Origin of the sequence: Microcoleus sp. B3-D2 (assembly GCF_036705345.1) — a bacterium.
GTDB lineage: Bacteria > Cyanobacteriota > Cyanobacteriia > Cyanobacteriales > Microcoleaceae > Microcoleus.
Window position 1 is genome coordinate 51,769 of record NZ_JAUBUG010000008.1, and the last position, 23,331, is coordinate 75,099.

Consider the following 23,331-nt stretch of genomic DNA (forward strand, 5'->3'; position numbering starts at 1 on the left):
GTCATATTAAGTTAAAATAATTAGTTGGGAAGTCTCATAACTTTTTCTGGATGAATCTACAAAACGAGTATAATTACATTTATTTACACGGATTTGCTTCAAGTCCCGATTCCCTTAAGGCAAAATATTTCCGAGACCGCTTTTCCGATCTAGGGATTGACCTAAAAACTCCCGATCTCAATCAAAAGGATTTTTCTGGGCTCACTCTCACCCGCCAATTAAACCAAATAGAAACAGACTTTTTGCCAACCGAATCATCCCAATCTCCCACAGAAAAAGTAAAAAATATCGGGGGAATCACCATAATTGGGTCGAGTTTTGGGGGACTGACAGCGGCTTGGGTGGCCCAGCGACAATTGTCAGTAAAGCAAATAGTTTTGTTAGCACCGGCTTTTGACTTTATCTCCCACTGGCTGCCGCTGTTGGGACAGCAACAGTTAGAAAAGTGGCAGTCGGAGAAATATCTGCCCGTTTATCACTACGGCGAACAGCGTTATCTGCCGCTGAATTATCAGTTTGTGGCAGATATGGCTCAATACCCTGAACAAAAATTAATTCGGTCAGTCCCTACGTTAATTCTTCACGGCCAGCATGATACAATAATACCGATTCAAGCTAGCAGAGATTTTGCCGCTAACCGTCCCTGGGTGCAATTAATCGAATTAGAAGACGATCATTCTTTGGGAAATGTCCTAGCGGAAATGTGGGAAGCGACTCAAAAGTTTTGCCAATTCAAAAATTAAAATTTGACCAACTTGCAAGTCTTAACAATCAAATGACTCAACAAGATCGATCGACTCGCACCTTAGCCGTTGACATTGGCGGAAGTGGCATCAAAGTTATGGTTTTGGATCATGAAGGCCAACCCCAAACGGAACGCAGCCGTTTAGAAACGCCTCAACCACCGAAACCGGAACCCGTACTAGAGGCGATCGCCTCTTTAGCCAGCGGACAAGGGGAATTTGACCGAGTATCCGTCGGTTTCCCAGGCGTCGTGCGTCTAGGCGTCATCAAAACCGCAGTGAATTTAGATCCGTCTTGGATAGAGTTTGACCTAGAAACTACCCTCAAAGATCGCTTGGGAAAACCTGTGCGAGTGGCTAACGATGCCGATATTCAAGGATTGGGAGCAATTGCCGGGACGGGGGTAGAATTAGTAATTACCCTGGGCACAGGTTTCGGTTCTGCCTTATTTGTCGATGGTATCTTGGTACCCAATTTAGAATTAGGACATCACCCGTTTCGCAAAGGGGAAACTTACGAACAGCAATTAGGGCGATCGGCATTAGATGCAGTCGGTTCCAAAAGATGGAATCGCCGTCTGGAAAAAGCGCTCACCTCTCTGCAACATCTCTTTAACTGCGATCGCATTTACATCGGCGGTGGCAATACTAAAAAGATTGTTTTTGAGTTACCGCCGCAGGTTAAAATAGTACCGAATGTCAGCGGTTTATTGGGCGGGATTGCTTTGTGGCGCGATTGAATCAACTGTGTGGCAAAAATGCCCATAAATATCAAATCAAATAAACCGAGTTTTTTGCCCGGATTAAAGGCAATAATCCAGTTTTTTCCTAAAAAACCCGGTTTCTAAATCGAGGACAGTTGATGTTGTTTTTGGCTGGTGCGATATCCGTTTTAAAAAATTATTCGCCCATCGGATCGCGGTAGCGTTTGGGTTCATCCTTGCGAAACAGATTCGCCAAACCGAGGATTCCCAACAAACCCAAAGCGCCCCAATGATTGTTGTCTTCCTTGCTTTCTTGAAGGGGAGTTCTGTCTAGAACAACTCCATTAGAATCACTATTGTTCTGTGCCGGAGCTGACTGCGTTTGAGCTGAGGCAGGCATCGCTGAAGGGAGAACAGCCAAACTCAAAGCTATGAGGGTAGCGGCGGCATTTTTAGATATATCGGACGGATTGACTTTCATACTCGGTTTCCAAATATCAGCAGTTACTTTATCAGAATAATCAATTGGCCGCAGCAGACGCATCAATCGAGCGACAGAAACTAAATCCCCTCTCTCCTCTTGCTTTCGATAGAGAAAAGGCTATATCCTAAGTTTAGACGCCTTTGATACAGCATAAGTAACTCGGCATTAGGCAAAAATTTCAGCAGCGAGGTAAAAAACAAAAATTTTTGCATTCGTAATTTTTCTTGACTTGTGCCTTCTGCCTTGCCTTGTAAGCTGACAATCTAAATCAAAAGTTTAAAATCATACCATGCTTCCCTTTATCCGAAAAGACTTAGCCGAACTTACCGCATACACTCCCCATCCGGGGGGCGCGTCAGGAGAATCAGCGCACTCGGAAAGTGTACTCGATCGCCTCGATACTAACGAATGCCCCTACGACTTGCCAGAGGAATTAAAAAAAAAGCTAGCTTGGACTTACCAGCAGTTAATTGAGACAAATCGCTATCCCGACGGAGGCCACGCAGCCCTCAAAGAGGATCTCGCCGAATATGTCAATGAATCCCTAAATGTCCCCGCCCTGAACAAGGCGGGGCTAGGGGGGGTTACACTGCCCACAACCGCCATTACAGCCGACAATATTTCTGTGGGCAACGGTTCGGACGAACTAATTAGATCCATCTTAATAGCTACTTGTTTAGGCGGTACAGGCTCTATTTTCGTTGCGAATCCTACCTTTTCGATGTATGGAATAATCGCCCAAACCCTCGGCATTCCCGTTGTGAGTGTTCAGCGAAAAGAGGAGAATTTTGAAATCGATATCGAGGCGGCTAAAAAGGCGATCGCCCAAAATCAACATCCCCCCGTGCGCGCCGTCTTTGTCGTTCATCCCAATTCTCCCACAGCCAATGCTTTGACAGCAGATGAAATAGAATGGTTGTCAGATTTACCCGAAGAGATATTAGTAGTAATTGACGAAGCCTATTTTGAATTCAGCCAAAATACTTTAGCAGACCAATTGCACCATCACCCGAATTGGATAATTTTACGCACATTTTCCAAAGCATTTCGATTAGCGTCAATGAGAGTCGGATATGCGATCGCCCATCCCGAACTCACAGCCACCTTAGAAAAAATCCGTCTCCCCTACAACCTTCCCAGTTTCTCGCAAACTGCGGCCGAGTTAGCCTTAGCGCAGCGGCAGTTATTGCTGGCAACCATTCCCGAAACTCTATCAGAAAGAGCCAAATTAATTGCAACGCTAACTCAGCATCAAAAATTGCAAGTTTGGCCGAGTGCGGCTAACTTCGTTTACCTGCGGGTGAAAGCTAGTGAGGGCGAATCTGGCGAACAGGAACACAAACAAATCATGCAGCAGCTAAAAGAGGGAGGTACTTTAATTAGGCACACTGGAGGAGGTTTGCGAATTACGGTGGGTAGCCCGGAGGAAAATCAGCGAACAGTCGATCGAATCGCAGCGATTTTAGATTAAAATTAATATCCACCGTTGCTCAATACAATGCTAATAATGAACTCTGTAGAACTATTCAGCGGAGCAGGAGGCTTAGCAATAGGCGTATCAAAAGCAGGCTTTTGTCACAAAGCAGTTATCGAGCTGGACAAAAATGCCTGCGAGACAATTCGAGAAAATCAGCGGCGGGGTGTAAAAGCGATTTCAAACTGGTCTGTTATTGAGACAGATATCGCTAAATTCGATTTTACATCCTTAGAACTCAAAGAGGGCGTAGACCTCCTAACTGGAGGGCCGCCGTGTCAGCCTTTTTCTGTAGGAGGAAAACACTGCGGGAGTGAGGACGATCGAAATATGTTTCCGCACTTTTTTCGGGCCGTGCGAGAACTCAAACCCAAGGCATTTGTTATCGAAAATGTTAAAGGTTTATTGCGTTCCTCCTTCACTAAATATTTTGAGTATATTGTCCTACAACTCACTTATCCCGAAGTTGTACAAAGACTGGAGGAGGATTGGCCCCATCACCTGTCCCGGTTAGAACAGCATCATACCGCCGGTCGCGGTGACGGACTATCATACCGTGTAGTGTTTCGCTTACTCAACGCGGCAGACTACGGCATTCCCCAAAAGCGCGAAAGGGTTTTTATTGTAGGTTTTCGATCGGATTTAGGATTAGAGTGGTCTTTTCCTGAACCGACTTGTTCTCAGGAAGCCTTGCATTGGGAGCAATGGGTGACTGGCAATTATTGGGAGCGCAATCAAATATCTAAAAGTGATCGTCCAGACATACCTAGCAAGCTTTCCTCGCGCATATTCAATCTTCAGTTCAACTTGTTTCCACCTCAAAAACAGCCTTGGCGCACTGTGCGGGATGCCATTTCGGACTTACCACCACAAGGCAATAAAGAAAGCCAAAACAGCGTACTAAATCACATTTTTATACCCGGAGCCAGAAAGTACCCAGGCCATACGGGCAGCTTGTTAGATGAACCAGCTAAAACTTTAAAAGCAGGAGTTCACGGGGTACCTGGAGGAGAAAATATGTTAGTTGATCCCACAGGACAGGTGCGTTACTTTACGCTTCGCGAAGCTGCTAGACTGCAAACTTTCCCTGACGAATACTTTTTTCCTCACAGTTGGACAGAAACTATGAAGCAGTTGGGGAATGCTGTACCAGTCGCTTTGGCAGAAGTTATTGCCTCTAGCATTAGATGGCGGCTGGAGACAGTTAGAAGAGCGAGAGTGTAGTCAATGAATTTGAGATTTTAGATTTGAGAATTTACTCCATGCTCGAAGTATTTAGAGTCCCGCCAGATTTACAAGAAAACTTAATTGCTTTCTGTGGCAGGCAAAATTGTTATAATCTTCAGGAACTGGATCGTTTCAGGGAGGATTTGATCCAATATTGCGGAGCATATTTGCTTTACTACCAGGGCGACTTCTCAATGTATAACCTTATTAAACAGGCAAACTTGAGTAAGTGCTGTCTGCCCATCTATGTAGGTAAAGCAGCTCCGGGCGGTCGTCGGACGGGGCGTACAACTATTGGCAACACTCTTTACGGACGCTTGTCAGAGCATAGAAAATCTATCGAAGCTGTAGACAATCTAAAAATAGAGGATTTTGCCTTCAAAGTCGCGCCGATGGAAATCGATTTAGTTTCATGGGGAGAAGCAGTGTTGATCCGTCACTTCAGCCCTGTTTGGAATAGAGAAATATCGGGATTCGGGATACATGACCCTGGCAGTGGGCGAGCAGGGCAAAAACGTTCTGTATGGGATAGATTGCACCTCGGTCGCACTTTTGCCACCAAGCTTCCTGTAGGGAATACTCCGCTCGATATTGATGCTTTGTCGGTTAGTATAACACAGCATTGTCAGCGGATGATAGAAGAGTTAGGGTGTCCTTAATTTGGCATCTGATTCGATAGTTTGCAGCCACAAGCTAGAATTAGGAAATAGATAAAATATTTTCATACTCGATCGTTTCCTTGCCGTGCCGCCCGAATGGTTTGGGGAAATACGCCTACTAAAAGTGCCAAAGCTTCATCGGGAATTTGTGCCACCGTTTCCGAATCCAAATATTGTTCAAACTGAGTTAAAACCATTTGTGCGCGTTCCAAAGCTGCCGGCTTCGCCGTTAACTGTTCCATTAACCGCACCCACTGCCGTCGAATTCCAAAAGCTTTCTGTATTTCTTCGGGAGATTGAGGGCAAACCAAACAAAAATCGCCCACGGGAATCGCCTGCTGAGAGTCTACCTCAAAAGCGCCCCCAACGGCAGCCCCAGGCCCGGCAAACTCCGCGTGGAAACGTTTAATCAAAATTAGGCCGTTCCGGCGACGGCTATCTACCATCAACAGCTTACCGCTGTTAATTTCTGCGAGAATGTCAGAGGAGTGGGGGTGTTCTGTCAAATCTGTGCCAAGGTTTCGATGTCGCAAGTCCGGGCCAGCAGAAAGGCCGGCGCGGACAATATAATTAGAGGTAAGATTAGAGCTGGATGAAGTATCAATTTTTTTCTCATCCCGCTGCCGATCGAGATTATTCATTTAAAGTTATAAATTAATACTGTCACAAGGTGGTAGTTTGAGCGCGATCGAATATCAAAGGCAGGTAGAACAAGCAGTAGACACGCTGAAAGCGGATCTCCCGACGCTGTTTGAGAAAGACATCTCCTACGACATCTACACAAAAGATGTTTATTTTCAAGACCCTGTTAACAAATTTAAAGGAAAAATCAACTATCGCATTATCTTTTGGACTCTGCGATTTCACGGGCAGCTATTCTTTAACGAGATTTACTTCGACCTGCACGACGAAGGTCAGACAGCCCATGATACTATTGTGGCAAATTGGACTGTTCGCGGGACACTGCGGGTTCCCTGGAAAGCTCGGATTTTTTTTAACGGCTACTCTACTTATAAATTGGATAAAGACGGCTTAATTTACGAACATATCGACACCTGGGACAGAGAGCCCGGAGAGATTTTAAAGCAGTTTTTCCGCAAGGGGGAGGAGGCGAGCCAAGTATAAGCCAAAAAGGTCGATCGCGCCGAGCCATCAGGGGCGGCAACCCAAATAACTTATAATGAGGAAAATAATCATCATCCCTCCGATTCATTTTCTGCTATTTGTAAATTGCTAAAATGATCGTCGCCCCAGATTTATTTTCTGCTATTTGCACTCCTGAAAAACATCATGCCAGATATTGTCGAGACTGCCACCAATGCCGGCTCTTTCAAAACCCTCGTGACTGTTATTGAAGCGGCTGGTTTGTTAGATTTATTGCAAAGTCCGGGCCCCTACACCGTCTTAGCACCAACTGACGAGGCATTTGCCAAAATTCCTACGAACACTATTACGTCTTGGCTGGAAGACATACCCAAGCTCAAGAAAATTCTGACTTATCACATTCTGTTTGGCGAGGTACTAACTGAGAATTTGCTTGAGTTAAGTTCTGCTGAAACAGTGGAAGGTTCTGTGGTGGGAATTGATACTTCTGACGGCATTAAAGTGAATGATGCTAAAGTTCTCACTTCAGATATTCTTGCCGACAATGGCGTCATTCATATCATTGATTCGGTGTTACTACCAGCAATGGTTGCAGGAGAATAAAAGTTGTGTTTTCGCTGATAAATTTCGGGTGCGCTAGGCGCACCTGATGCCTATAATAAATTGTAATAAATTTAGAAGAGGCGGGGCAAATCACCGATAAATGTAGGCGCGCACCTTACACCGATAAATGTAGGCGCGCACCTTACACCGATAAATGTAGGCCTACGGGGAGCAGATTACCCTACATTTTAAACTAATTATCCGAACCTAAAATCAAGCCAGAGCGTGCCGGCAGCATCAATTCTAACTGCCGAGTTTCCCCGTCACCTTTCCAAACAAACTCGCCTTTTCCATAAAGCAATTTATCGTGAGGAGATTTCAAATTAGCTGGCTCAAAGCTAATATTAGCTGCTTCGGTCGCGACATTGACAGCAACAACTATTTCCTCATCCCCCAAAATTCGGGCAAAAACGTAAACCGTTCCCTCAGCAAAAAGAATTTGGTACGATCCAGTACGGAGGGCAGCATATTTGTGACGCAAAGTTATCAACTGCTTGTGATAATCTAAAACATCAAGTTCCCAGTGAGATTCTAAGGGAAAACCGCGGCGAGAATCGGGATCGAGAGCACCGGGCAAACCAACTTCATCGCCGTAGTAAATGCTAGGAGCTCCGGGAAAAGTTAACAGCAGCAAAGTTGCGAGTTCGACGCTAGCTGTATCGCCCCCAGCAATTGACAGCAACCTAGCTGTATCGTGACTGGCTAACAAGTTGAGTTGAGTTAGCTGTATTTCCCAAGGATATAATTCCAAAACGTGCAGAATTTTGTCGCCGTACTCTTTAGCAAACAGCGCCGGATAGGGATGGTAAGAACGACCTTCAATTTGAGCTAAATCTACCCTGTCGCCCGCTGCAAAAGCAATCGTCGGCGCAGCAAAAAGATAATTCATTACCCCGTCAAATTGAGTACCGTCGAGCCATTCTCTCGCATCTTCCCAAACTTCGCCGACAATGTAAGCTTCGGGATTAATTGCTTTCACTCGGTCTCGAAATTCCTGCCAAAATCCCGGGGTTTTAATTTCAAAAGGAACATCGAGCCGCCAGCCGTCGATGCCGAATTTAATCCAATATTCGGCGATTTCCATGATGTATTCTCGGACTTCTGGATTGTCGTGATTGAATACAGGAAGGGCTCGATTCCCGTCCCAACCAGCATAGTTAGCAGGAAAATTGCCGTCGTAGGCGGATAGCGGCCAGCCTTCAATTTTAAACCAATCCAACCAAGGAGAATGGGGGCCGTTTTCGAGGATGTCGTGAAAGAAGAAAAAGCCGCGGCTGGCGTGGTTGAATACGCCGTCGAGGACAACTTTGATATTGCGATCGTGGGCGGCGTCTATAAGCTCTTTAAAAGCTGGATTGCCACCCAACATCGGATCGACTTGATAGTAGTCGTGGGTATGGTAGCGGTGATTGCTGGCCGACTGAAATATGGGGGTGAAATAAATTGCGTTAATGCCTAAGTCTTGCAAGTAGTCTAGCTGTTCCATCACGCCCCACAAGTCCCCGCCTTTGTAGCCTTGGAGGGTGGGGATTTCGTGCCATTCTTCCCACTTGAAGTTTTGCAGCAGGCGTTTGCGAGGCTGTTTGCTTTTGGCGAAGCGATCGGGAAATATTTGGTAGAATACCGCGTGTTTAACCCAGTCTGGCGTTTGAATTTGCATACATTTTTTCGAGCTTTTAGGGGTTAGGCTACAGTAGCAGAGGTTTGTAGGGGATCTAGCTTTTGGTAGAGAATAGACATTTAATCCAATTTTGTCGATCGACAAATTGTAAAATATTACACAAATTTGCAGTCAATCTAAGATTGAAAACTGACACTACCTAGAAATTTATCGTCCCGGCGCGCCACGATTCCTGACTGCTGTGGAGTCCGAAAAACTCACACAACAGGAACGCCAGCAAAAAGAACCGGATAAAACCCAAGCCAAAAGCGCGCTTTGGGCCCAAACAGAGCGCGCTTTGTGTGTGACACGGCGCGATCGACCAGCCTTTGAACAACAACAACAGCGCCATGCTCCAGGATGAAGAAATGGCGAGAACGGGGAATTAACCCAGAAAACTTGTAATTAAAAGCCCAAACCCCGAACCTTATTCTTTTGTTAAACAGCCCTTATTTATTGAGCGGTATTTCAACTCACAACTCAAAACTTTTTCAACTATCCATTATTTATTGATGAGTATTTTAACTCAAAACTCAAAACTCATAACTCCTGTCCCGGACGCACTCCAACTCTCATAAACTGGGTTTTTTAACTCTTATTGAGGGTTGGAAGAAGTATTTGGATTAAAAAAACCCCCTTTCTGCGTAACCGACTCAACTCATAACTCATAACTCAAAACTTCCTTGCTCCCCCCCCTTGTCAAGAAGCCCTCACCATCCGACACTGTACTTGGAGAGTTAATTGACCCTAGGGAGAAAGTTCCTTGAAAAAAGTCTTAGCCATCATCCTCGGTGGCGGTGTAGGCACCCGCCTTTACCCCCTAACCAAACTGCGAGCCAAACCCGCAGTTCCCCTCGCAGGCAAATATCGCCTCATCGATATTCCTGTCAGCAACTGCATCAACTCGGAAATAGTCAAAATTTACGTCCTCACGCAATTCAACTCGGCATCCCTCAACCGTCACATCTCTCGCACCTACCAGTTTTCCGGCTTCACCGAGGGATTTGTCGAGGTACTCGCCGCCCAGCAAACTCAGGAAAACCCCAACTGGTTTCAAGGGACAGCCGACGCAGTTCGCCAATATCTCTCGCTGCTAGAACAGTGGGACGTTGACGAATACTTGATTCTTTCGGGCGACCACCTCTACCGCATGGACTACCAGAAGTTTGTGCAGAGACACCGCGAAACCAACGCCGATATCACCCTCTCGGTTTTGCCAATGGACGAGAAGCGTGCCTCGGATTTTGGTTTGATGAAAATCGACGGCAACGGTCGCATTGTTTCTTTCAGCGAAAAGCCAAAAGGCGATGCGCTCAAACAAATGCAGGTGGATACTACTAAACTGGGGCTGACAGCGCAGCAGGCTCAGGAAAGTCCTTACATTGCTTCGATGGGGATTTACGTCTTCAAAAAAGAAGTTCTGATTAAACTCCTGAAAGAATCTCCAAACCAAACTGATTTTGGTAAAGAGATTATTCCGAATTCGGCAAAAGAACACAACCTTCAAGCTTATTTGTTTGACGATTACTGGGAAGATATCGGAACCATTGAGGCTTTTTACGACGCTAACATGGCTCTGACAAAACAGCCTCAGCCGCCTTTCAGTTTCTACGATGAAAATGCGCCGATTTACACTCGCCCGCGTTTCTTGCCGCCGACAAAGCTTTTAGATACTCACGTGACTGAATCGATTATTGCTGAAGGCTGCATTCTCAAACAGTGCCGGATCGACCATTCTGTGTTGGGAGTTCGATCGCGCATTGAAGCTGGATGTACGATTCAAGACACTCTGGTCATGGGTGCTGACTTCTACGAACCCGACGCCGAACGGCATTCGAGTTTGGACAACGGCGGCGTCGCCCTCGGTATCGGTGCAGATACTACAATTCGCCGCGCGATTGTGGATAAAAATGCCCGCATCGGCCGCAATGTTCAATTAATTAATAAAGACGGAGTGGAAGAAGCCAACCGCGAAAACCAAGGTTTTTACATCCGCAGCGGCATTATCGTAGTCCTGAAAAATGCCACGATTCCTGATGGAACTATCATTTAGTTATTAGTCATTAGTCATTAGTCGTCAGTCATTAGTTTTTTAAGTTAAAATCTGTTACCTCTCAGCCAGTGACTGATGATAAATAAGTAAATTAGTGACAGATCACCAATGACCGATGACTGATGACTGATGACAAAATTCATTCTTTTTTTGGTTGATTATTTATTCCAACCGCTGAGGCGAGGTTGTCGAAATACTTGGCTTTATTCAAAGGCTAGTGCATTATTAATAAGCGACAGTCTCTGTTACTGTCTGCCGTGATACAGATATGTCCGGTCGCCTGCGTCTGGCGAATAGCTTCTGATTCTTGTATTTTCGGTCGTAGCACGACTGACAAATGCGCTGCCCGTTTCTGAGTACAACACAACTCTCGGAACTATCTTTCCAATCGTCGCAGCAGCCGCAAGGCCAACTTAGCAAATAATTCATAATGTTAGCACCCTGGTAGCGTTAAAAGCTTATTGTTCTACTATCCTATCTTAATGTTTTATAAAAGTGTGTGATGTAGCTAACAGACACAGGAGAAATTATGTTATATTACTTTGACTTAAATCTCTTCAGAGGTTGTAAAAATAAAATTCTCTAGCACGGATCTGGGGTGAATAAAAAATATCTAGAAATTTTGTGTAAGAACGGCGCAATTTAGGGTATTATATAGTCACAATTCAGAAACCAGATTTGACCGGACTTGCTGATGAAAACCTGCTAAGATGCCGATTGGGTGATAAAGCTCATATCGAGAAGTTCGTAGGCGTAAGCCGGGGCGTAGCCATCGCACCGCGCCCCGGAAAAAAAGAGCAAAAAAAAATCGGTAGTCCGCGCCAGTCAACCCTCCTGGACTCGCGCCCGCAACAGCAGCAGCTTTCTCCGCCTCACCTTAACAGGGCTGCCGCCTCCCGAACGCCCTTTGCCTCATAACTCCCCAAAAGTTTTCGTCGCAGGATTTTTACCGTCTCAAAGCTCACAGGTATAGCAACGGCCTATAGGGAGGGTAAGGACGTTCTTAATTAATGAAAGCATTGTTTTTGCTGTCGAATGCCAAAAGCATTTCTAGAGGCGACTGCTCCGGCTCCCTTCAGCACGAGAGAGCCGAATGCTATAAAATCTTAAACAGCAGCGGAGTGCGGAAATTGCGATCGTCCCGCAAGCAACAACCGAACTAGATCGAGTCCAAACCTTTGATAACCTATAATTTGAATGAGATGCCGCAGGCACTTCGGCTCCTGGCATTATACTAATGCGCCATCCTGCGGCTAATTTGGGATTTATTCTTTCTAACAACTAACAACTAACAAATAACAACTAATAAAGAGGGGATTGCTTAATGGCTGCAACAGATTTTAAAGACTATTACGCTATTTTGGGGCTCAACAAAACTGCCACTTCTGACGAAATTAAAAAAACTTTCCGCAAACTAGCCCGCAAATATCACCCGGACATGAACCCCGGCAACAAAGAAGCCGAAGCTCGTTTTAAAGAAGTAAACGAAGCTTACGAAGTGCTCTCAGACCCTGAAAAACGCAAAAAATACGATCAATACGGTCAATACTGGAAGCAAGCTGCCACAACTCCAGGCGGATGGCCGGGCGGGGGCAGTACGAATGTAGACTTTGGCGGGGTTGACTTCAGCGAGTACGGCAGTTTTGACGAATTTATCAATGCCTTGCTAGGCCGTGCAGGTAGTAGTCCGGGTAGTGGCCGCAACGCCAAGTGGAATTACAGTAACTACCGCACTAGCAGCGGCGGGCCCGCGGGTTTTGGCGGATTTGAAGATTTCGCGGGGTACGAAAACCGCAGCGCAGGAACCTCTCTCGACACCGAGGTCGCCATTTCCTTGACTCTGGGGGAAGCATTTCGGGGAACTTCTAAGCGAGTCGCCACGGGCGAAGTTTCGATTCCAGCAGGAGTGAAAACCGGCAGCAAAATTAGGATAAAAGGCAAAGGGCAAGTTGACCCATACACGAAGCAGCAGGGAGATTTGTACCTAAAATTAGAAGTTTTGCCTCATGCTTTCTTCCAGTTTGAGGGAGAAAATTTGGTCTGCGAAGTACCGATAACTCCAGACGAAGCGGTGTTGGGAGCTTCAATTGAAGTGCCGGTGCCTGAAGGAACGATCACTGTGAAAGTTCCAGCCGGGATTCGTTCGGGTCAGTCTTTGCGGTTGCGGGGCAAAGGATGGCCGAAACCCAAGAAAAACGAGCGGACTGATTTGTTGGTAAAAATTGCGATCGTGCCGCCGAAAGAACTCACCCCTATCGAACGCGAGTCCTACGAGAAAATCCAAGCAAATCGTACTTTTAATCCTCGCAGTAATCTCAATCAGATGATGCTTTGAAAAAGCGTGCATTTCTCGGACGCAAATAAGATTCTTTCTTCACTCTTTCCTCGGGACACAGCATTGTTGTGTCCCTAGTCTATGCAAGCGCGATCTCATTAGAAAAAAACCCTGTTAATAAATCAACTTTTCTTCGCCCGTAATTGGCAGTTTCCAACCTTCTCAAGACTCTTCGCTAGCTCTTAGCTGAGTAGGTTGACTACCTTGTTTGAGGTTGATGGTAATTTTTTTAGCTCCTTTGTTCTCCAGATCTCGGATGTAGCCGGTCGATCTGTCAGAAGCTTCCTGTCTGCTGTCATAGGGCCCAAAGCAGTAGGTACGCTTTGGCGAATCTGTATCAACTTCTACCCACCATTCGTCGCGTCGAGTGCTGCTAGCAGGTTGAGCTAGCATCCAAACAGCCGTGAAAAACATACCCAACATAGAGATTTCAAACATATTTACCTCTGGGAATACTTAAGTAGTTTTTAGTATTCTCAATTTATCAAGGCAACGCGAGCGATCGGCTCGTCCTCAGTGCTGATTTAGCCCCGATTATTTTTGACCGTTAATGCTGGCTAAAATCTGCATTTTGGTGGAGAAGATGCCGCCTTTTAAGCCAGCACTACAAATACAAAGTCCGCAGAGTAAGGACTAAGACAAGATCGTGCTTAATATTATTGTTGAGGCTTGAGGTAATTGAAAACTCAAACAAAACTGAGGCACTCTTGACGCTCAGAAACCGGGTTATTTAACATATACCCCTCGTGATAGACGGAGTATTTTAGTCAAAAAACCCGGTTTCTGGCGCCTGCACTATCAAAATTCTTAAGCCGCGATACCCTCTGAAAATTCACTATCGCAAATCGTGAGTTCCGAAGGCTGACACCGTTTGATGCGGATGCTAACTCTTTTGGCTCCCTCGCTTTCCAGGTCTTCGACGTAGCCCGGAATATTGCTGGAGGCTTCTTTGTCGGTGTCGAAGGGGCCAAAATAGTAGGTACAGTGAGGCAAATCTGTGACAATTTCTACCCACCATTTCTCGGACCTGCGGGTGCTTGGTCCAGCAAACACGGACAAGACTGCGATGTAGATACAAAATAAATAAAATCCGAACATTTTTCCTCTTTTGGGGTTATTTATTTTCTATAGGACTTACGCCCCCGCGACTCTCATCAACCGCGTTGTTCCAATCCTGGCGATCGCCCTTTACCAGAGAATTTAGTCCTTCAAACCCGGTTTCTGGGTTGAGGACGCTCTAACTTTATCAAGGTAATTTATGCGATCGCATCAACCTGAGTGCTGATTTTGAGCCGAGAATAGAATCCCAGTGAATCAACTATTTTTCATTTAAATTTAAGCTTGAGGGTGCGCTAGGAGTGGTCACCCCACAACAGTTTAAGTACGCAGTAGTTGATTAATTAAATGCGCGACAACTTAGTTCTGTAAATACGCCGGAAATAGAATTTCTTGGCTAGATGAGTTATGAAATCTAACTTAAGAAGCTTGGCAACACCGGTTTGGGTGTACCCAATTTTTGTCATAAAGGCTATAGCGCGACCTTACCCTAGCAGCGCCACAGCTTAACAACTGTCGCTAAAATAGCAAAACCCGCCTGGGCGGGTTTTGTTGTTAAGCTATAAAATTCTTCACACAAATTTCATTTGACCACCTCAGCAGGCTGAGGTTTAGCGCTTGCCCTTGGGGAACTGTTCGATACCAGCCCAACCGTAGAAAACCAGCTCGTCGTTCTGAACTCGGCAGCGGTCTACTCGCAGTTGAGTGCCTTCTAAGGCAAATTTGTCTAAGTCTAGCAAGTTATTTACGTGGGCAATTATAGCTTGACCCAAGTCTACTGCTTGCCCGTCACCGCCGTAAGTAACGCTGACAAATTGGATTTTGCGTCGGTCTTCTACTTGCAATTGAGCTGTAATATCTATTTTGACGGGTTCGCTGGCATCGCCTACGGTAATTTCGGACTGAAGCCGAATGGATTTGTCGGCTCCGAAGCTGACTTCAGTGTTTTGAAAGTGCAGAGATTGCTCTTGATACTTCAGCTTCTGGAGTTTTTCAACTACAAAAGGTGTATTGAATGAGGTGGTTAAATCCGATCGACTTAAGACTACTCGCATATTTGCCTGGGTAGGCTGTCGCAATTTCACTTGACCTGCAAAAATCGCCCCAAAATCAATGGAGAGTGCTTGCAGGTATAGTTCCATCACTTCTATGCGGAGGCCGTTGTACATCAACATACCTTTGCCAACGAAGTCGAAACCGTCGATGCTTCCCTGCAAGAGTTTGGCTACTGGTTCGACTCGGATGTTGGCTTCGGCCTTTTCAGAACGCTTGAATAAGGCTGCGATCGCAGCTCCTGCTACTTTACTAACAAGGCGATCGCCACTTTGACCTTGAAAGGATGTACCGCTAAACAAAGCTGCTACCATTTATTCGTTTGCTCGTCTACAGTCGCCATTATAACCCCATATTAAGAAATGTAAAAATCGCTTGTGCTTATTCACCTCATAAGCAGATCTTGTTTTTTGTCTGTCTTCTAAACAACATTGTTGAAATTTAACGGCTCAGGGGGGTGCCTTGGAGACAGGCGCGATCGAGCAACGCTCCATCCCAAACGGTTTGTTCGATCAACGCGCAGAGCAAATTAGCCCCCGTCAGGTTAGCGCCGCGCAGTACGGCTCCATTCAGGATCGCTTCTTCCAAGTCAGCTCCTGACAAATCAGCGCCGGACAAATTGGCATTGCTCAAATCGGCGGCCAGCAAAATTGCCCGAGCCATATTAGCGCCCCGCAAATCGGCGCCGCGAAAATCGACACCGCTCAAATCCAAATTGCCGATCGCAGCGCCTGTCAAAAAAGCACCCCCAAAACTTGCGTCGCGGACTAAAGCGTTAGCGAAGGAAGCCCCCCGCAAATCGGCATTCCGAAAATCTGCGCCTCGCAAGTCAGCGCCGCTCAAGTCAGCGCCGCGGAGGTTGGCTCGCAATACGGCCCGCTGCAAGTTAGCGCCGGCGAGATTAGCTCCACTCAAGTTGGCTTGAGACAAGTTAGCACCGGCGAGATCGGCTCCCGCTAAGTCTTTGCCGGCTAAATCAGTGCCGGCCAACATCAAAATTTTGCCTTTTCGTATGGCTTCGAGGTCATTAGTCATTAGTTTTTAGTCATTAATCATTAGTTTTTAGTCATTCATTAGTAGCTTCTCTGTGCGCGGTTGGCACAGAGAAGCTACGGCTCCTACTAAGAGCGGTAGGGTGCGCTTAGCAAGCACAGAGGGCTGATTTTTTCTAGTGTTGGAAAGCGGTAGGGTGTGCTTAGCAAGCACAGAGGGCTGATTTTTTCTAGTGTTGGAAAGGATTTGTGCCCGAGTCCTAAATGCCCAATTCCCAATTACCAATTACCGATCGCCCATTACCAATCCAGTTATTTTATAATGCCGGAGCGGCCGCGGTCGTTCGCTCGCCCAAATCCTCCAACCACACGTTAGGCAGTTGGCTCGGGCGAGTCGGTAACTCCATCAAACCCATTTCTGCCAGCCTGACGACGTTGCTGAGAGTTTCCACCAAAGCCGGATCGAAGCGAATGCCGCACAGTTCCCGGCACTCTTCCAAAGCCTGGCTCAAACTCAAAGCCGGACGATCGCCACGCGGTTGAGTCAATTCTTGAAAATCAGCGACCAACCCCAAAATCCGCGAAGCCACGGGTATTGTTTCGGCTCGCAAACCCTCTGGCCTGCCGCTGCCGTCCCAATATTCGAGTTGGTGCTTGACAATTTCTGCGACAGGTGCTATTTCCGGCATTGCTTGCAGCAGTTGGGAACCGATGAAACTGCGATCGCGCCAAAATGATAAAGTTGCTTGGTCGAAAGCCTCGGGAGTGCGATCGAACACCTCATTCGGGGCCGAAATTAAGCCGACTCGAAACAGCAATCCAGCCAGCCGCAGCCTGCGCAACTGCAAAGCCGGCAAATCCAGCAGTTGACCCAAAGTTTCCGACAAAGCCGCCACCTGCAAAGACGCTGTGGGGTTTGCGGTATCGCGTTCGTCTACGCGCTGGGCCATCCGCAGAAAAGCTTGAAGTTTGTTAGCGTTCAAATTCCGGCTGACGCGCAAAGCTTGACCTTCCAATTCCCACAACTCGCGGGTTTGGCGGTTAATTGCCACCATTTGCTGCTGAGAACTTTGCAGGTAAGTGACGATCCGCGATACGACGCCGCTAATGTCGGCCAAGGGCGGGCCTTTAGTTGCCAGGATTTCGTGGTGCATTTCCAGCAAACTGTCGGCCAGGGGGGCGTTGTAATGTCGCGTCTGTTCTATAAAAATTTCTGCAGCAGCCGACACCAAAGACTGGTCAAACGACCACAAACCGTAGAACTTTCGCTCTGTATCTACTTCTGGCTTGCCCTCGGGCAAGTATTCTTGGGCTGAAAGTTCGCGGCAAAGCACCATTGCTTTGTATGTCGGGGCGAGGATGATTAAATTCCATTCTTGGATTATCGGGTCGCTCTCATCGAGATTTATTAAAGATACATTTTCTAATTGACCGGTTTTGTGGGTAGCGAAACCGCTGTCGGCTACTGCTGCGATGACAATGCGCCGAGAGGCATTAGCAATATCTAGGTAGCGATCGGCTTCCTGTAAATACCATTTTCCCTGCTGAAACGCCACCAAAACTAGGGGTTTGAGTTCTATCTTGTCCCCGCCGCTGGTTTGCAAAATGTGGTCTTCTAGGGCGTGACACAGGGCTACTAGGGTGTTTTTGAAGTATACCCCGTAGCTAGAAGGCAGTTTTCCGTCGGGAAGTGTAGCTTGTAGTCTGGCGAGAGTTGATTCTGAATTCATTGCAAAAAGCGGTGCCGGCTGTTATTTATTGTAGCGGGCGATCGAACTTCTCGAAAAGACTTTTGGGAAAAATCCAAGTTTTTGATTTTTCACTGCTTCGCAACCGAGTCAATGTAGAGTGCGCCGAAGAGCAGCTTACTAATTTTAGCAACTTTGTGGAAACCCTCTGTCTTTGGCTGAGTTTTTTTAAGACGAGAAACCTGCCGAGAGGAAGACGCTAACTCAATTAAGTATTAACTACTATTTTTGAAGCAATAATTATTAGGAATTCTGAGCGTGCTTCAAGAAAATAGGAGTTTAGGGGAACAGGCGATCGACAAAGTGGCCGAGATTGCTATTGCTAGCAAATTAGACGAATCGGAAACTTTGTCTGTCACAGTCAACACCGATCCCATCCAGCTAGCCCAGGGATCGGTAGAGGCCGTTGCCGTTGAGGGCAAAGGGTTGGTAATGCAACAAGATTTGCGCGTGGAAGATTTGCAAATCCACATTAAGGATATTGCTGTCAATCCCCTGACGGCTATGTTTGGCAAAATTGAACTGAACGGCCCTGCCTTGGGTGCGGCACGCGTAGTTTTAACAGAAAGCGATATCAACCGCGCTTTTAATTCCGAATACATCAGCAGGAAACTGAAAAACTTAAAAGTTACTGTTGACGGACAACAGCAGACAATAGACGTTAAAACTATTGAGTGCCAATTGCTAACCGGAAAAATCGCTTTAAATGCTGAGGTATTGGTGCGGGAAACTGCCTCCACGGAAAAAATTCAATTTACATCCAAACCTGAGATCGCAGCGGGCGGTTGGGCAATTTCTCTTCAGGATGTCGAGTATCCCGAAAACAAGGAATTTTCGCCGGAGTTAACTCAAGCTTTGGCCGAGAAAGCTGGTGAAGTTTTAAACTTGCGAAATTTTGAACTTGAGGGAATGTCCCTGCGGGTCCAACAGCTAAATGTGGAAGCTGGTGTGCTGACTTTGGAAGCTGAAGCGAAAGTCGAAAAATTCCCAGATTAGCAGTAGCGTTCTGAGGTTAGTAGCTGGTAGGGTGCGTCAGTGGATTTGAGATGTTAGATGTTAGATTTACTCCACAGATGAATCTGGGTGTTTGAACAAGAGTCTAAAATTTGTATAACTCCACCGCAGGAGTCGTTCGCAAGTATCCGTTTTTGGGCGTGGTCAAAAACAGAAAAGCTTTTGCGAGCAATTATTGGAACGCACGCACCCGAAGACTACGCTTTGAAACTCTCTCCCCCTTTTCTTCTCCGTCGGGTACGCGAGTTTCTCAACCGAACTTTCTCTAGAAACCCGGTTTTTTTACCGGGTTTCTAGATATCGGCGTGTTAGTCATACCAAAAATAATCTCTCGAAGGCAATCGCACTTTTTAAATCCCTCTAAAGTTATAAAAAAATAGATAGCAATCCGTGGCAAAATATTACCGCCGTTAGAGGCAGGCGTGGGTAGTTTATTTTTACTCTTGACAAGTAGTAGTAAAAAATTGGAAAACTTTTGTGAACACAGTAACTGCTTTTTTTAAAAGACTGCGTATCGGTCAATTTTTGACTGTATTGATGGCAGGTTTGCTGGTGTTTACCAGCACAGCTTGCAATGCCGGCGATGTTCGAGGTGCTCGGCCTGAGAATCCTCCCGTTCAAATGGGAGGAATGAATAACCCCCACAAGGGCGGTGGAGATGGATACACGAATTATCAAATGTCTACCGACCCTAAAGTCAATCAATCGCCTGCTAAAGCAGAAAACAATCGGGCTGATTTGTCGATCGTGGGCGATCGTCTCCTGGCCTCGACTACCGGTGAATCTAATTCCTCAAAGCTGCTTTATCGGGGTTCTGCACCGATGGAAACGGACAAGTTCGACCTCGAACTCGGCGGAGATAAAACTCTGTTAGACACGCCAGACGGACAGCCGGCTAAGGCTCAAACCGTATTCGACCGCAGCGATCCCGATGCCAAAATTTTAGAGAGAGTAGGCGCCGCCTTTAAGGATGCTTCTGGTTTCCTCAAAGATAGCGCTGAAGATGCCAAGGAAAGCTCAGTTACGAAACTCAATCCGCTGCAAAAATAAGCCAGTCGGAGCAAAGATGATGTAGGGGCTGTCTGAAATTAGCCCCTACATAAATAATATAATTTCTTGAAACTAGATAAACGCTTTTAGACCTGCTATCTGCTCAACAAGATTTACGCTATTTCTGCATTTTTAATAAAATCTAGCTCAATATGTTTTACATTTTATGAGATTTAGGCTGCGAATTATGGATAGTAGGTCTGGTAAATTTCAATCAGGTTGAATAAATCTAAAAAATTTTGATTAACATGAACTATTTTGCCGTAAATAAAAATTACGGGGTTTTTGATTTCGTGAGCCACTCCTGCCACCAACTGTCCTAAATTCGACATTTGTTCGGATTGAATTAGCTGAAGAGGCCACGGAAAGTTCCGTTACCAAACTTAAATTTTTGGGTTCTTGTGCATAGCAAGGAAAAATCCTTAACACTTTTAGGCGTCAAGAAGCCTTGTAACCCTCGATAAAATACCAGATAGCTCCCACATGATTGGAGAGCATTTTATAATAAAATGATATAGTTTTTATTACAATAGCGAGATATCCCTGGCATCAGGGTGTTATTGAATCTTGGTATATCAGAAGTTTTGCCCCTATCTCTCCCGCCAGATTGGTATCGCTGGCGAGGGAAAACTTTTTCATAGGCGGCCTAAAAAGTTGTATAGTACAGGGCATATTGCCTGTAAACTGCTGAGAGCAAATCCCACAAATCTGCTGGTTGCAAGAAAACAGGGACTTCTACACCTTCATATAAAGCCCGTGTAGGCTTTGTTTGGGCTTAAAAGGCAGTTTTTGTCCCGCTAAGCCAGTGATAATAATACACTGCGGGTTTTGAAGGAATAGGTAGAAACTCCTAATAACGCCCCGCAACAACTGGAAGCGATGCTGAAAGGGTAAATTATTCTTAGTTAACCGCTATTCCCGTGAAATCTTTGAAAAATACTTCTCGTAAATTGCGTCTCCGTACAGCCCTCGTCGTTCCCTTCGTTTTGCAAATTGTAGCGGCTGTTGGGTTAGTAGGTTATCTCTCCTTTAGAAGCGGACAAAGAGCAATCAATGATCTGGCAAACCAACTGCAAAAGGAAGTCAACAATCGAGTTAATCACCACCTTGAGACTTACCTGAAAATGCCTCAGCGAGTTAATCAAATTAATTATGATCTCATTCAGATAGGCTTATTGGATGTCAATAAGTTTTCTGCCTCAAGGCAGTATTTTTGGAGACTCCTTCAACAGTTTGAAACCATCAGTTACATTGGGTTTGGTAATGAGCAGGAAAAATTTATCGGTGTTGAACGACTAGAGGGTGGCAAATTTTCTGTAGAAGTTAAGGATAAAAGTACGGGTGTCAATAAGCTAGTTTATCTGCTTGACAAACAGGGAAATCTAATTGATAAGCAGATCGGTGCTTCAAAAAACTACCTCCCCACCCGCCGCCCCTGGTACCGAGCGGCTAAGGAAGCCAATAAACCGACTTGGGGTAAAATCTATCAGTTTTCTTCCAACTCAGCAGTACGGTTAGGAATTCCGGCTGTCCAGCCCTATCGTGATAAAGCAGGCAATTTTGTAGGTGTTCTAGAAACTGATTTGGTTATTTCTCACATCAGTAACTTTTTGAATCAAATCAAAATTAGTCCTTCGGGAGGAGTGTTTATCATGGATCGTGAAGGACTGCTGGTTGCGAGTTCAACGAACTCCCCTATCTACACAGTCAAGAATGGTAAAGCCGAAAGATTAGCAGCATCAACCAGCAGCGATCCTTTGATCCGGGCAAGTACACAGTATTTGTCAGAGCATTTTGGCGATCTCAACCAGATTACAAAGATCCAACAACTCGACTTTAAGATTAAGGGGGAACGCCAATTTGTTTTGGTTGAACCTTGGCAAGATGAGTTTGGTCTGAATTGGGTGATAGTGACTACGGTTCGAGAATCGGACTTTATGTCACAAATCAATGCTAATACTCGTACTACAATCCTGCTCTGTTTAGCGACTCTGATTTTGACAATTGCGATCGGTATCCTGACGGCTCGCTCGATTACCCGTCCCGTTCTCCGAATTACTAAAGCTGCTGAACAAATTGCTGCTGGTAACCTCGATAAGCGAGTAGGCACCACTGACTTTATTGAAATTGAGGAAATTGATACGCTGGAACGTTCCTTCGACAGCATGGCAGGGCAACTGAAGGAATCGTTTGAAACACTCGAAGATAAAGTCAAAGAACGCACGGCAGAACTAGCAACTGCCAACGGCGAAATCCTTGCCCTCAACGAGAGACTAAAGGAAGACAATCTTCGCATGGGTGCTGAATTGGATATCGTGCGTCAAATGCAGCAAATGATTCTGCCCAATGCTGAGGAACTGAAAATTGAAGGACTCGATATTGCCGCATACATGGAGGCTGCCGATGAAGTCGGCGGCGACTACTATGATGTTTTAAACACCGATGGCGTTGTCACTCTGGGCATCGGCGATGTCACGGGACATGGACTCGAAAGCGGTATCTTGATGCTGATGGCGCAAACGGCAGTCCGTACCCTCAAGGAAATCCGCGAAACTGATCCGGTTCGGTTTTTAGATGCGCTCAACCGCACCCTGTATAAAAACGTGCAGCGTATGAAATCTGAGAAAAGTCTCACCCTAGCGATTTTAAATTATTCCCAAGGACGGGTCAGCATTAGCGGTCAGCATGAAGAAACAATCATTGTGCGCCTTGGCGGACAGGTAGAACGTATCGACACGATGGATTTAGGTTTTCCGATTGCTCTTGACGATGACATTGCTGAGTTCATCAGTCATATTTCAATGGAGCTACACCCAGGAGATGGTATAGTGCTATATACCGATGGCATTACCGAAGCAAAAGACATTAACAAAAAACAGTATGGCGTTGAGCCGATGTGTGAAGTCATTAGCCAAAACTGGCATTTATCGGCTGGGGAAATCAAGCAAGCCGTGATTGACGATGTACGGCGTCATATAGGCCGTCAAAAAGTGTTTGATGATATTACGCTGTTGGTTTTGAAGCGGACGGAATTAGGCGTAGAAAAAAAGTCACACCCTCAAGCAGCCGCATTGGTTTAGAGCGATCGCCCATACGTCGAAAAAACAAACTTATGACATTAAACTGCAAAATAATCGTCGGGGCGATCGCCTTAGCAGCCAAATTTACGAATAGGTGGTGAGATGTTTCAAATGCCACTTCCCAAAAGAGCCTGAATCTCCTGAGAACTCTAAAGCTGTACTCAAGGTCGAAATTTCTATGATTAAATCTATCTAATGATCTCTTCCATCAATGTCAATAAAGGGATCGAGCGCGGGATGAGCGATCGCTGTATTGACATTAGTGCTTTCGGGCTATTAAAACTGTTCACTC

23 protein-coding genes are annotated in these 23,331 nt (G+C 45.9%); 14 read left to right on the plus strand and 9 right to left on the minus strand.

Translation table 11 applies throughout. The annotated features are described in order from the left end of the window. Positions 1-50: 50 nt before the first annotated feature. On the plus strand, positions 51-743 hold the full coding sequence (locus QUB14_RS04925) for a YqiA/YcfP family alpha/beta fold hydrolase (RefSeq protein ID WP_333215502.1): 693 nt from the start codon (positions 51-53) through the stop codon (positions 741-743). Between the two features lie 32 nt (positions 744-775). Then, on the plus strand, positions 776-1,483 hold the full coding sequence (locus tag QUB14_RS04930) for an ROK family protein (RefSeq protein WP_333215500.1): 708 nt from the start codon (positions 776-778) through the stop codon (positions 1,481-1,483). Positions 1,484-1,643: 160 nt separating this feature from the next. Here the strand turns inward: QUB14_RS04930 and QUB14_RS04935 are convergent, their stop codons facing one another. Continuing rightward, positions 1,644-1,928: a WGxxGxxG family protein gene (locus tag QUB14_RS04935; protein WP_333215498.1), complete on the minus strand. Its 285-nt coding sequence runs from the start codon at positions 1,926-1,928 to the stop codon at positions 1,644-1,646. 292 nt (positions 1,929-2,220) lie between these two features. Between QUB14_RS04935 and QUB14_RS04940 the strand changes: the two genes are divergently transcribed. Genes QUB14_RS04940 through QUB14_RS04950 form a run of 3 tightly spaced genes read left to right on the plus strand, consistent with a single transcriptional unit; the run spans position 2,221 to position 5,291 of the window. Then, the gene (locus QUB14_RS04940) at positions 2,221-3,402 is read left to right on the plus strand and encodes a histidinol-phosphate transaminase (protein ID WP_333215496.1); all 1,182 of its coding nucleotides are present in this window, start codon (positions 2,221-2,223) and stop codon (positions 3,400-3,402) included. A gap of 36 nt (positions 3,403-3,438) precedes the next feature. Beyond that, positions 3,439-4,629: a DNA cytosine methyltransferase gene (locus QUB14_RS04945; RefSeq protein WP_333215494.1), complete on the plus strand. Its 1,191-nt coding sequence runs from the start codon at positions 3,439-3,441 to the stop codon at positions 4,627-4,629. 38 nt (positions 4,630-4,667) lie between these two features. After that, entirely contained in the window at positions 4,668-5,291 is a 624-nt protein-coding gene (locus QUB14_RS04950; protein WP_190663820.1) for an Eco29kI family restriction endonuclease, read from the plus strand. A gap of 62 nt (positions 5,292-5,353) precedes the next feature. Here the strand turns inward: QUB14_RS04950 and QUB14_RS04955 are convergent, their stop codons facing one another. Beyond that, positions 5,354-5,932: a hypothetical protein gene (locus QUB14_RS04955; RefSeq protein ID WP_333215492.1), complete on the minus strand. Its 579-nt coding sequence runs from the start codon at positions 5,930-5,932 to the stop codon at positions 5,354-5,356. Positions 5,933-5,969: 37 nt separating this feature from the next. On the opposite strand from QUB14_RS04955, the gene QUB14_RS04960 reads away from it, so the two are divergent. Together QUB14_RS04960 and QUB14_RS04965 are read left to right on the plus strand one after the other, a co-directional pair. Continuing rightward, a complete protein-coding gene (locus QUB14_RS04960) occupies positions 5,970-6,416 on the plus strand; it encodes a DUF2358 domain-containing protein (protein WP_333215490.1) in 447 nt (148 codons plus the stop codon). 165 nt (positions 6,417-6,581) lie between these two features. After that, positions 6,582-6,998, plus strand: coding sequence for a fasciclin domain-containing protein (locus tag QUB14_RS04965; RefSeq protein ID WP_333215488.1), 417 nt, complete (start codon positions 6,582-6,584; stop codon positions 6,996-6,998). A gap of 193 nt (positions 6,999-7,191) precedes the next feature. Here the strand turns inward: QUB14_RS04965 and QUB14_RS04970 are convergent, their stop codons facing one another. Next, positions 7,192-8,658, minus strand: coding sequence for a glycoside hydrolase family 13 protein (locus tag QUB14_RS04970; RefSeq protein WP_333215486.1), 1,467 nt, complete (start codon positions 8,656-8,658; stop codon positions 7,192-7,194). A gap of 202 nt (positions 8,659-8,860) precedes the next feature. Here QUB14_RS04970 and QUB14_RS04975 point away from each other — a divergent pair, with 202 nt between their 5' ends. The 4 genes from QUB14_RS04975 (at position 8,861) to QUB14_RS04990 (ending at position 13,046) form a co-directional block, all read left to right on the plus strand. Further along, positions 8,861-9,022, plus strand: coding sequence for a hypothetical protein (locus QUB14_RS04975; RefSeq protein ID WP_333215484.1), 162 nt, complete (start codon positions 8,861-8,863; stop codon positions 9,020-9,022). A gap of 399 nt (positions 9,023-9,421) precedes the next feature. Next, positions 9,422-10,711: a glucose-1-phosphate adenylyltransferase gene (locus QUB14_RS04980; protein ID WP_333215482.1), complete on the plus strand. Its 1,290-nt coding sequence runs from the start codon at positions 9,422-9,424 to the stop codon at positions 10,709-10,711. A 1,010-nt stretch (positions 10,712-11,721) separates the two neighbouring features. Further along, on the plus strand, positions 11,722-11,874 hold the full coding sequence (locus tag QUB14_RS04985) for a hypothetical protein (RefSeq protein ID WP_333215480.1): 153 nt from the start codon (positions 11,722-11,724) through the stop codon (positions 11,872-11,874). A 161-nt stretch (positions 11,875-12,035) separates the two neighbouring features. Continuing rightward, a complete protein-coding gene (locus tag QUB14_RS04990; protein WP_333215478.1) occupies positions 12,036-13,046 on the plus strand; it encodes a J domain-containing protein in 1,011 nt (336 codons plus the stop codon). A 162-nt stretch (positions 13,047-13,208) separates the two neighbouring features. On the opposite strand, the gene QUB14_RS04995 is transcribed toward QUB14_RS04990, so the two are convergent. The 5 genes from QUB14_RS04995 to QUB14_RS05015 form a co-directional block, all read right to left on the minus strand. Further along, complete coding sequence (locus tag QUB14_RS04995; protein ID WP_333215476.1) at positions 13,209-13,484, minus strand: DUF1816 domain-containing protein; 276 nt, start codon at positions 13,482-13,484, stop codon at positions 13,209-13,211. A 369-nt stretch (positions 13,485-13,853) separates the two neighbouring features. After that, positions 13,854-14,144, minus strand: a complete 291-nt coding sequence (locus QUB14_RS05000) for a DUF1816 domain-containing protein (RefSeq protein ID WP_333215474.1) — start codon at positions 14,142-14,144, stop codon at positions 13,854-13,856. A gap of 569 nt (positions 14,145-14,713) precedes the next feature. Further along, complete coding sequence (locus QUB14_RS05005; RefSeq protein ID WP_333215472.1) at positions 14,714-15,469, minus strand: DUF2993 domain-containing protein; 756 nt, start codon at positions 15,467-15,469, stop codon at positions 14,714-14,716. A gap of 127 nt (positions 15,470-15,596) precedes the next feature. Further along, complete coding sequence (locus QUB14_RS05010; protein WP_333215470.1) at positions 15,597-16,190, minus strand: pentapeptide repeat-containing protein; 594 nt, start codon at positions 16,188-16,190, stop codon at positions 15,597-15,599. Positions 16,191-16,464: 274 nt separating this feature from the next. Continuing rightward, positions 16,465-17,877 carry a DICT sensory domain-containing protein gene (locus tag QUB14_RS05015; protein WP_333215468.1) on the minus strand — a complete coding sequence of 471 codons (1,413 nt, stop codon included), beginning with the start codon at positions 17,875-17,877 and terminating at the stop codon, positions 16,465-16,467. A gap of 276 nt (positions 17,878-18,153) precedes the next feature. Here QUB14_RS05015 and QUB14_RS05020 point away from each other — a divergent pair, with 276 nt between their 5' ends. Beyond that, positions 18,154-18,891 carry a DUF2993 domain-containing protein gene (locus QUB14_RS05020; protein ID WP_333215466.1) on the plus strand — a complete coding sequence of 246 codons (738 nt, stop codon included), beginning with the start codon at positions 18,154-18,156 and terminating at the stop codon, positions 18,889-18,891. A 495-nt stretch (positions 18,892-19,386) separates the two neighbouring features. Then, positions 19,387-19,959 carry a DUF6658 family protein gene (locus QUB14_RS05025; RefSeq protein WP_333215464.1) on the plus strand — a complete coding sequence of 191 codons (573 nt, stop codon included), beginning with the start codon at positions 19,387-19,389 and terminating at the stop codon, positions 19,957-19,959. A 185-nt stretch (positions 19,960-20,144) separates the two neighbouring features. On the opposite strand, the gene QUB14_RS05030 is transcribed toward QUB14_RS05025, so the two are convergent. Continuing rightward, the gene (locus tag QUB14_RS05030; RefSeq protein WP_333215463.1) at positions 20,145-20,291 is read right to left on the minus strand and encodes a hypothetical protein; all 147 of its coding nucleotides are present in this window, start codon (positions 20,289-20,291) and stop codon (positions 20,145-20,147) included. Between the two features lie 588 nt (positions 20,292-20,879). On the opposite strand from QUB14_RS05030, the gene QUB14_RS05035 reads away from it, so the two are divergent. After that, positions 20,880-23,039 carry a SpoIIE family protein phosphatase gene (locus tag QUB14_RS05035; RefSeq protein WP_333215461.1) on the plus strand — a complete coding sequence of 720 codons (2,160 nt, stop codon included), beginning with the start codon at positions 20,880-20,882 and terminating at the stop codon, positions 23,037-23,039. Positions 23,040-23,331: the final 292 nt, after the last annotated feature.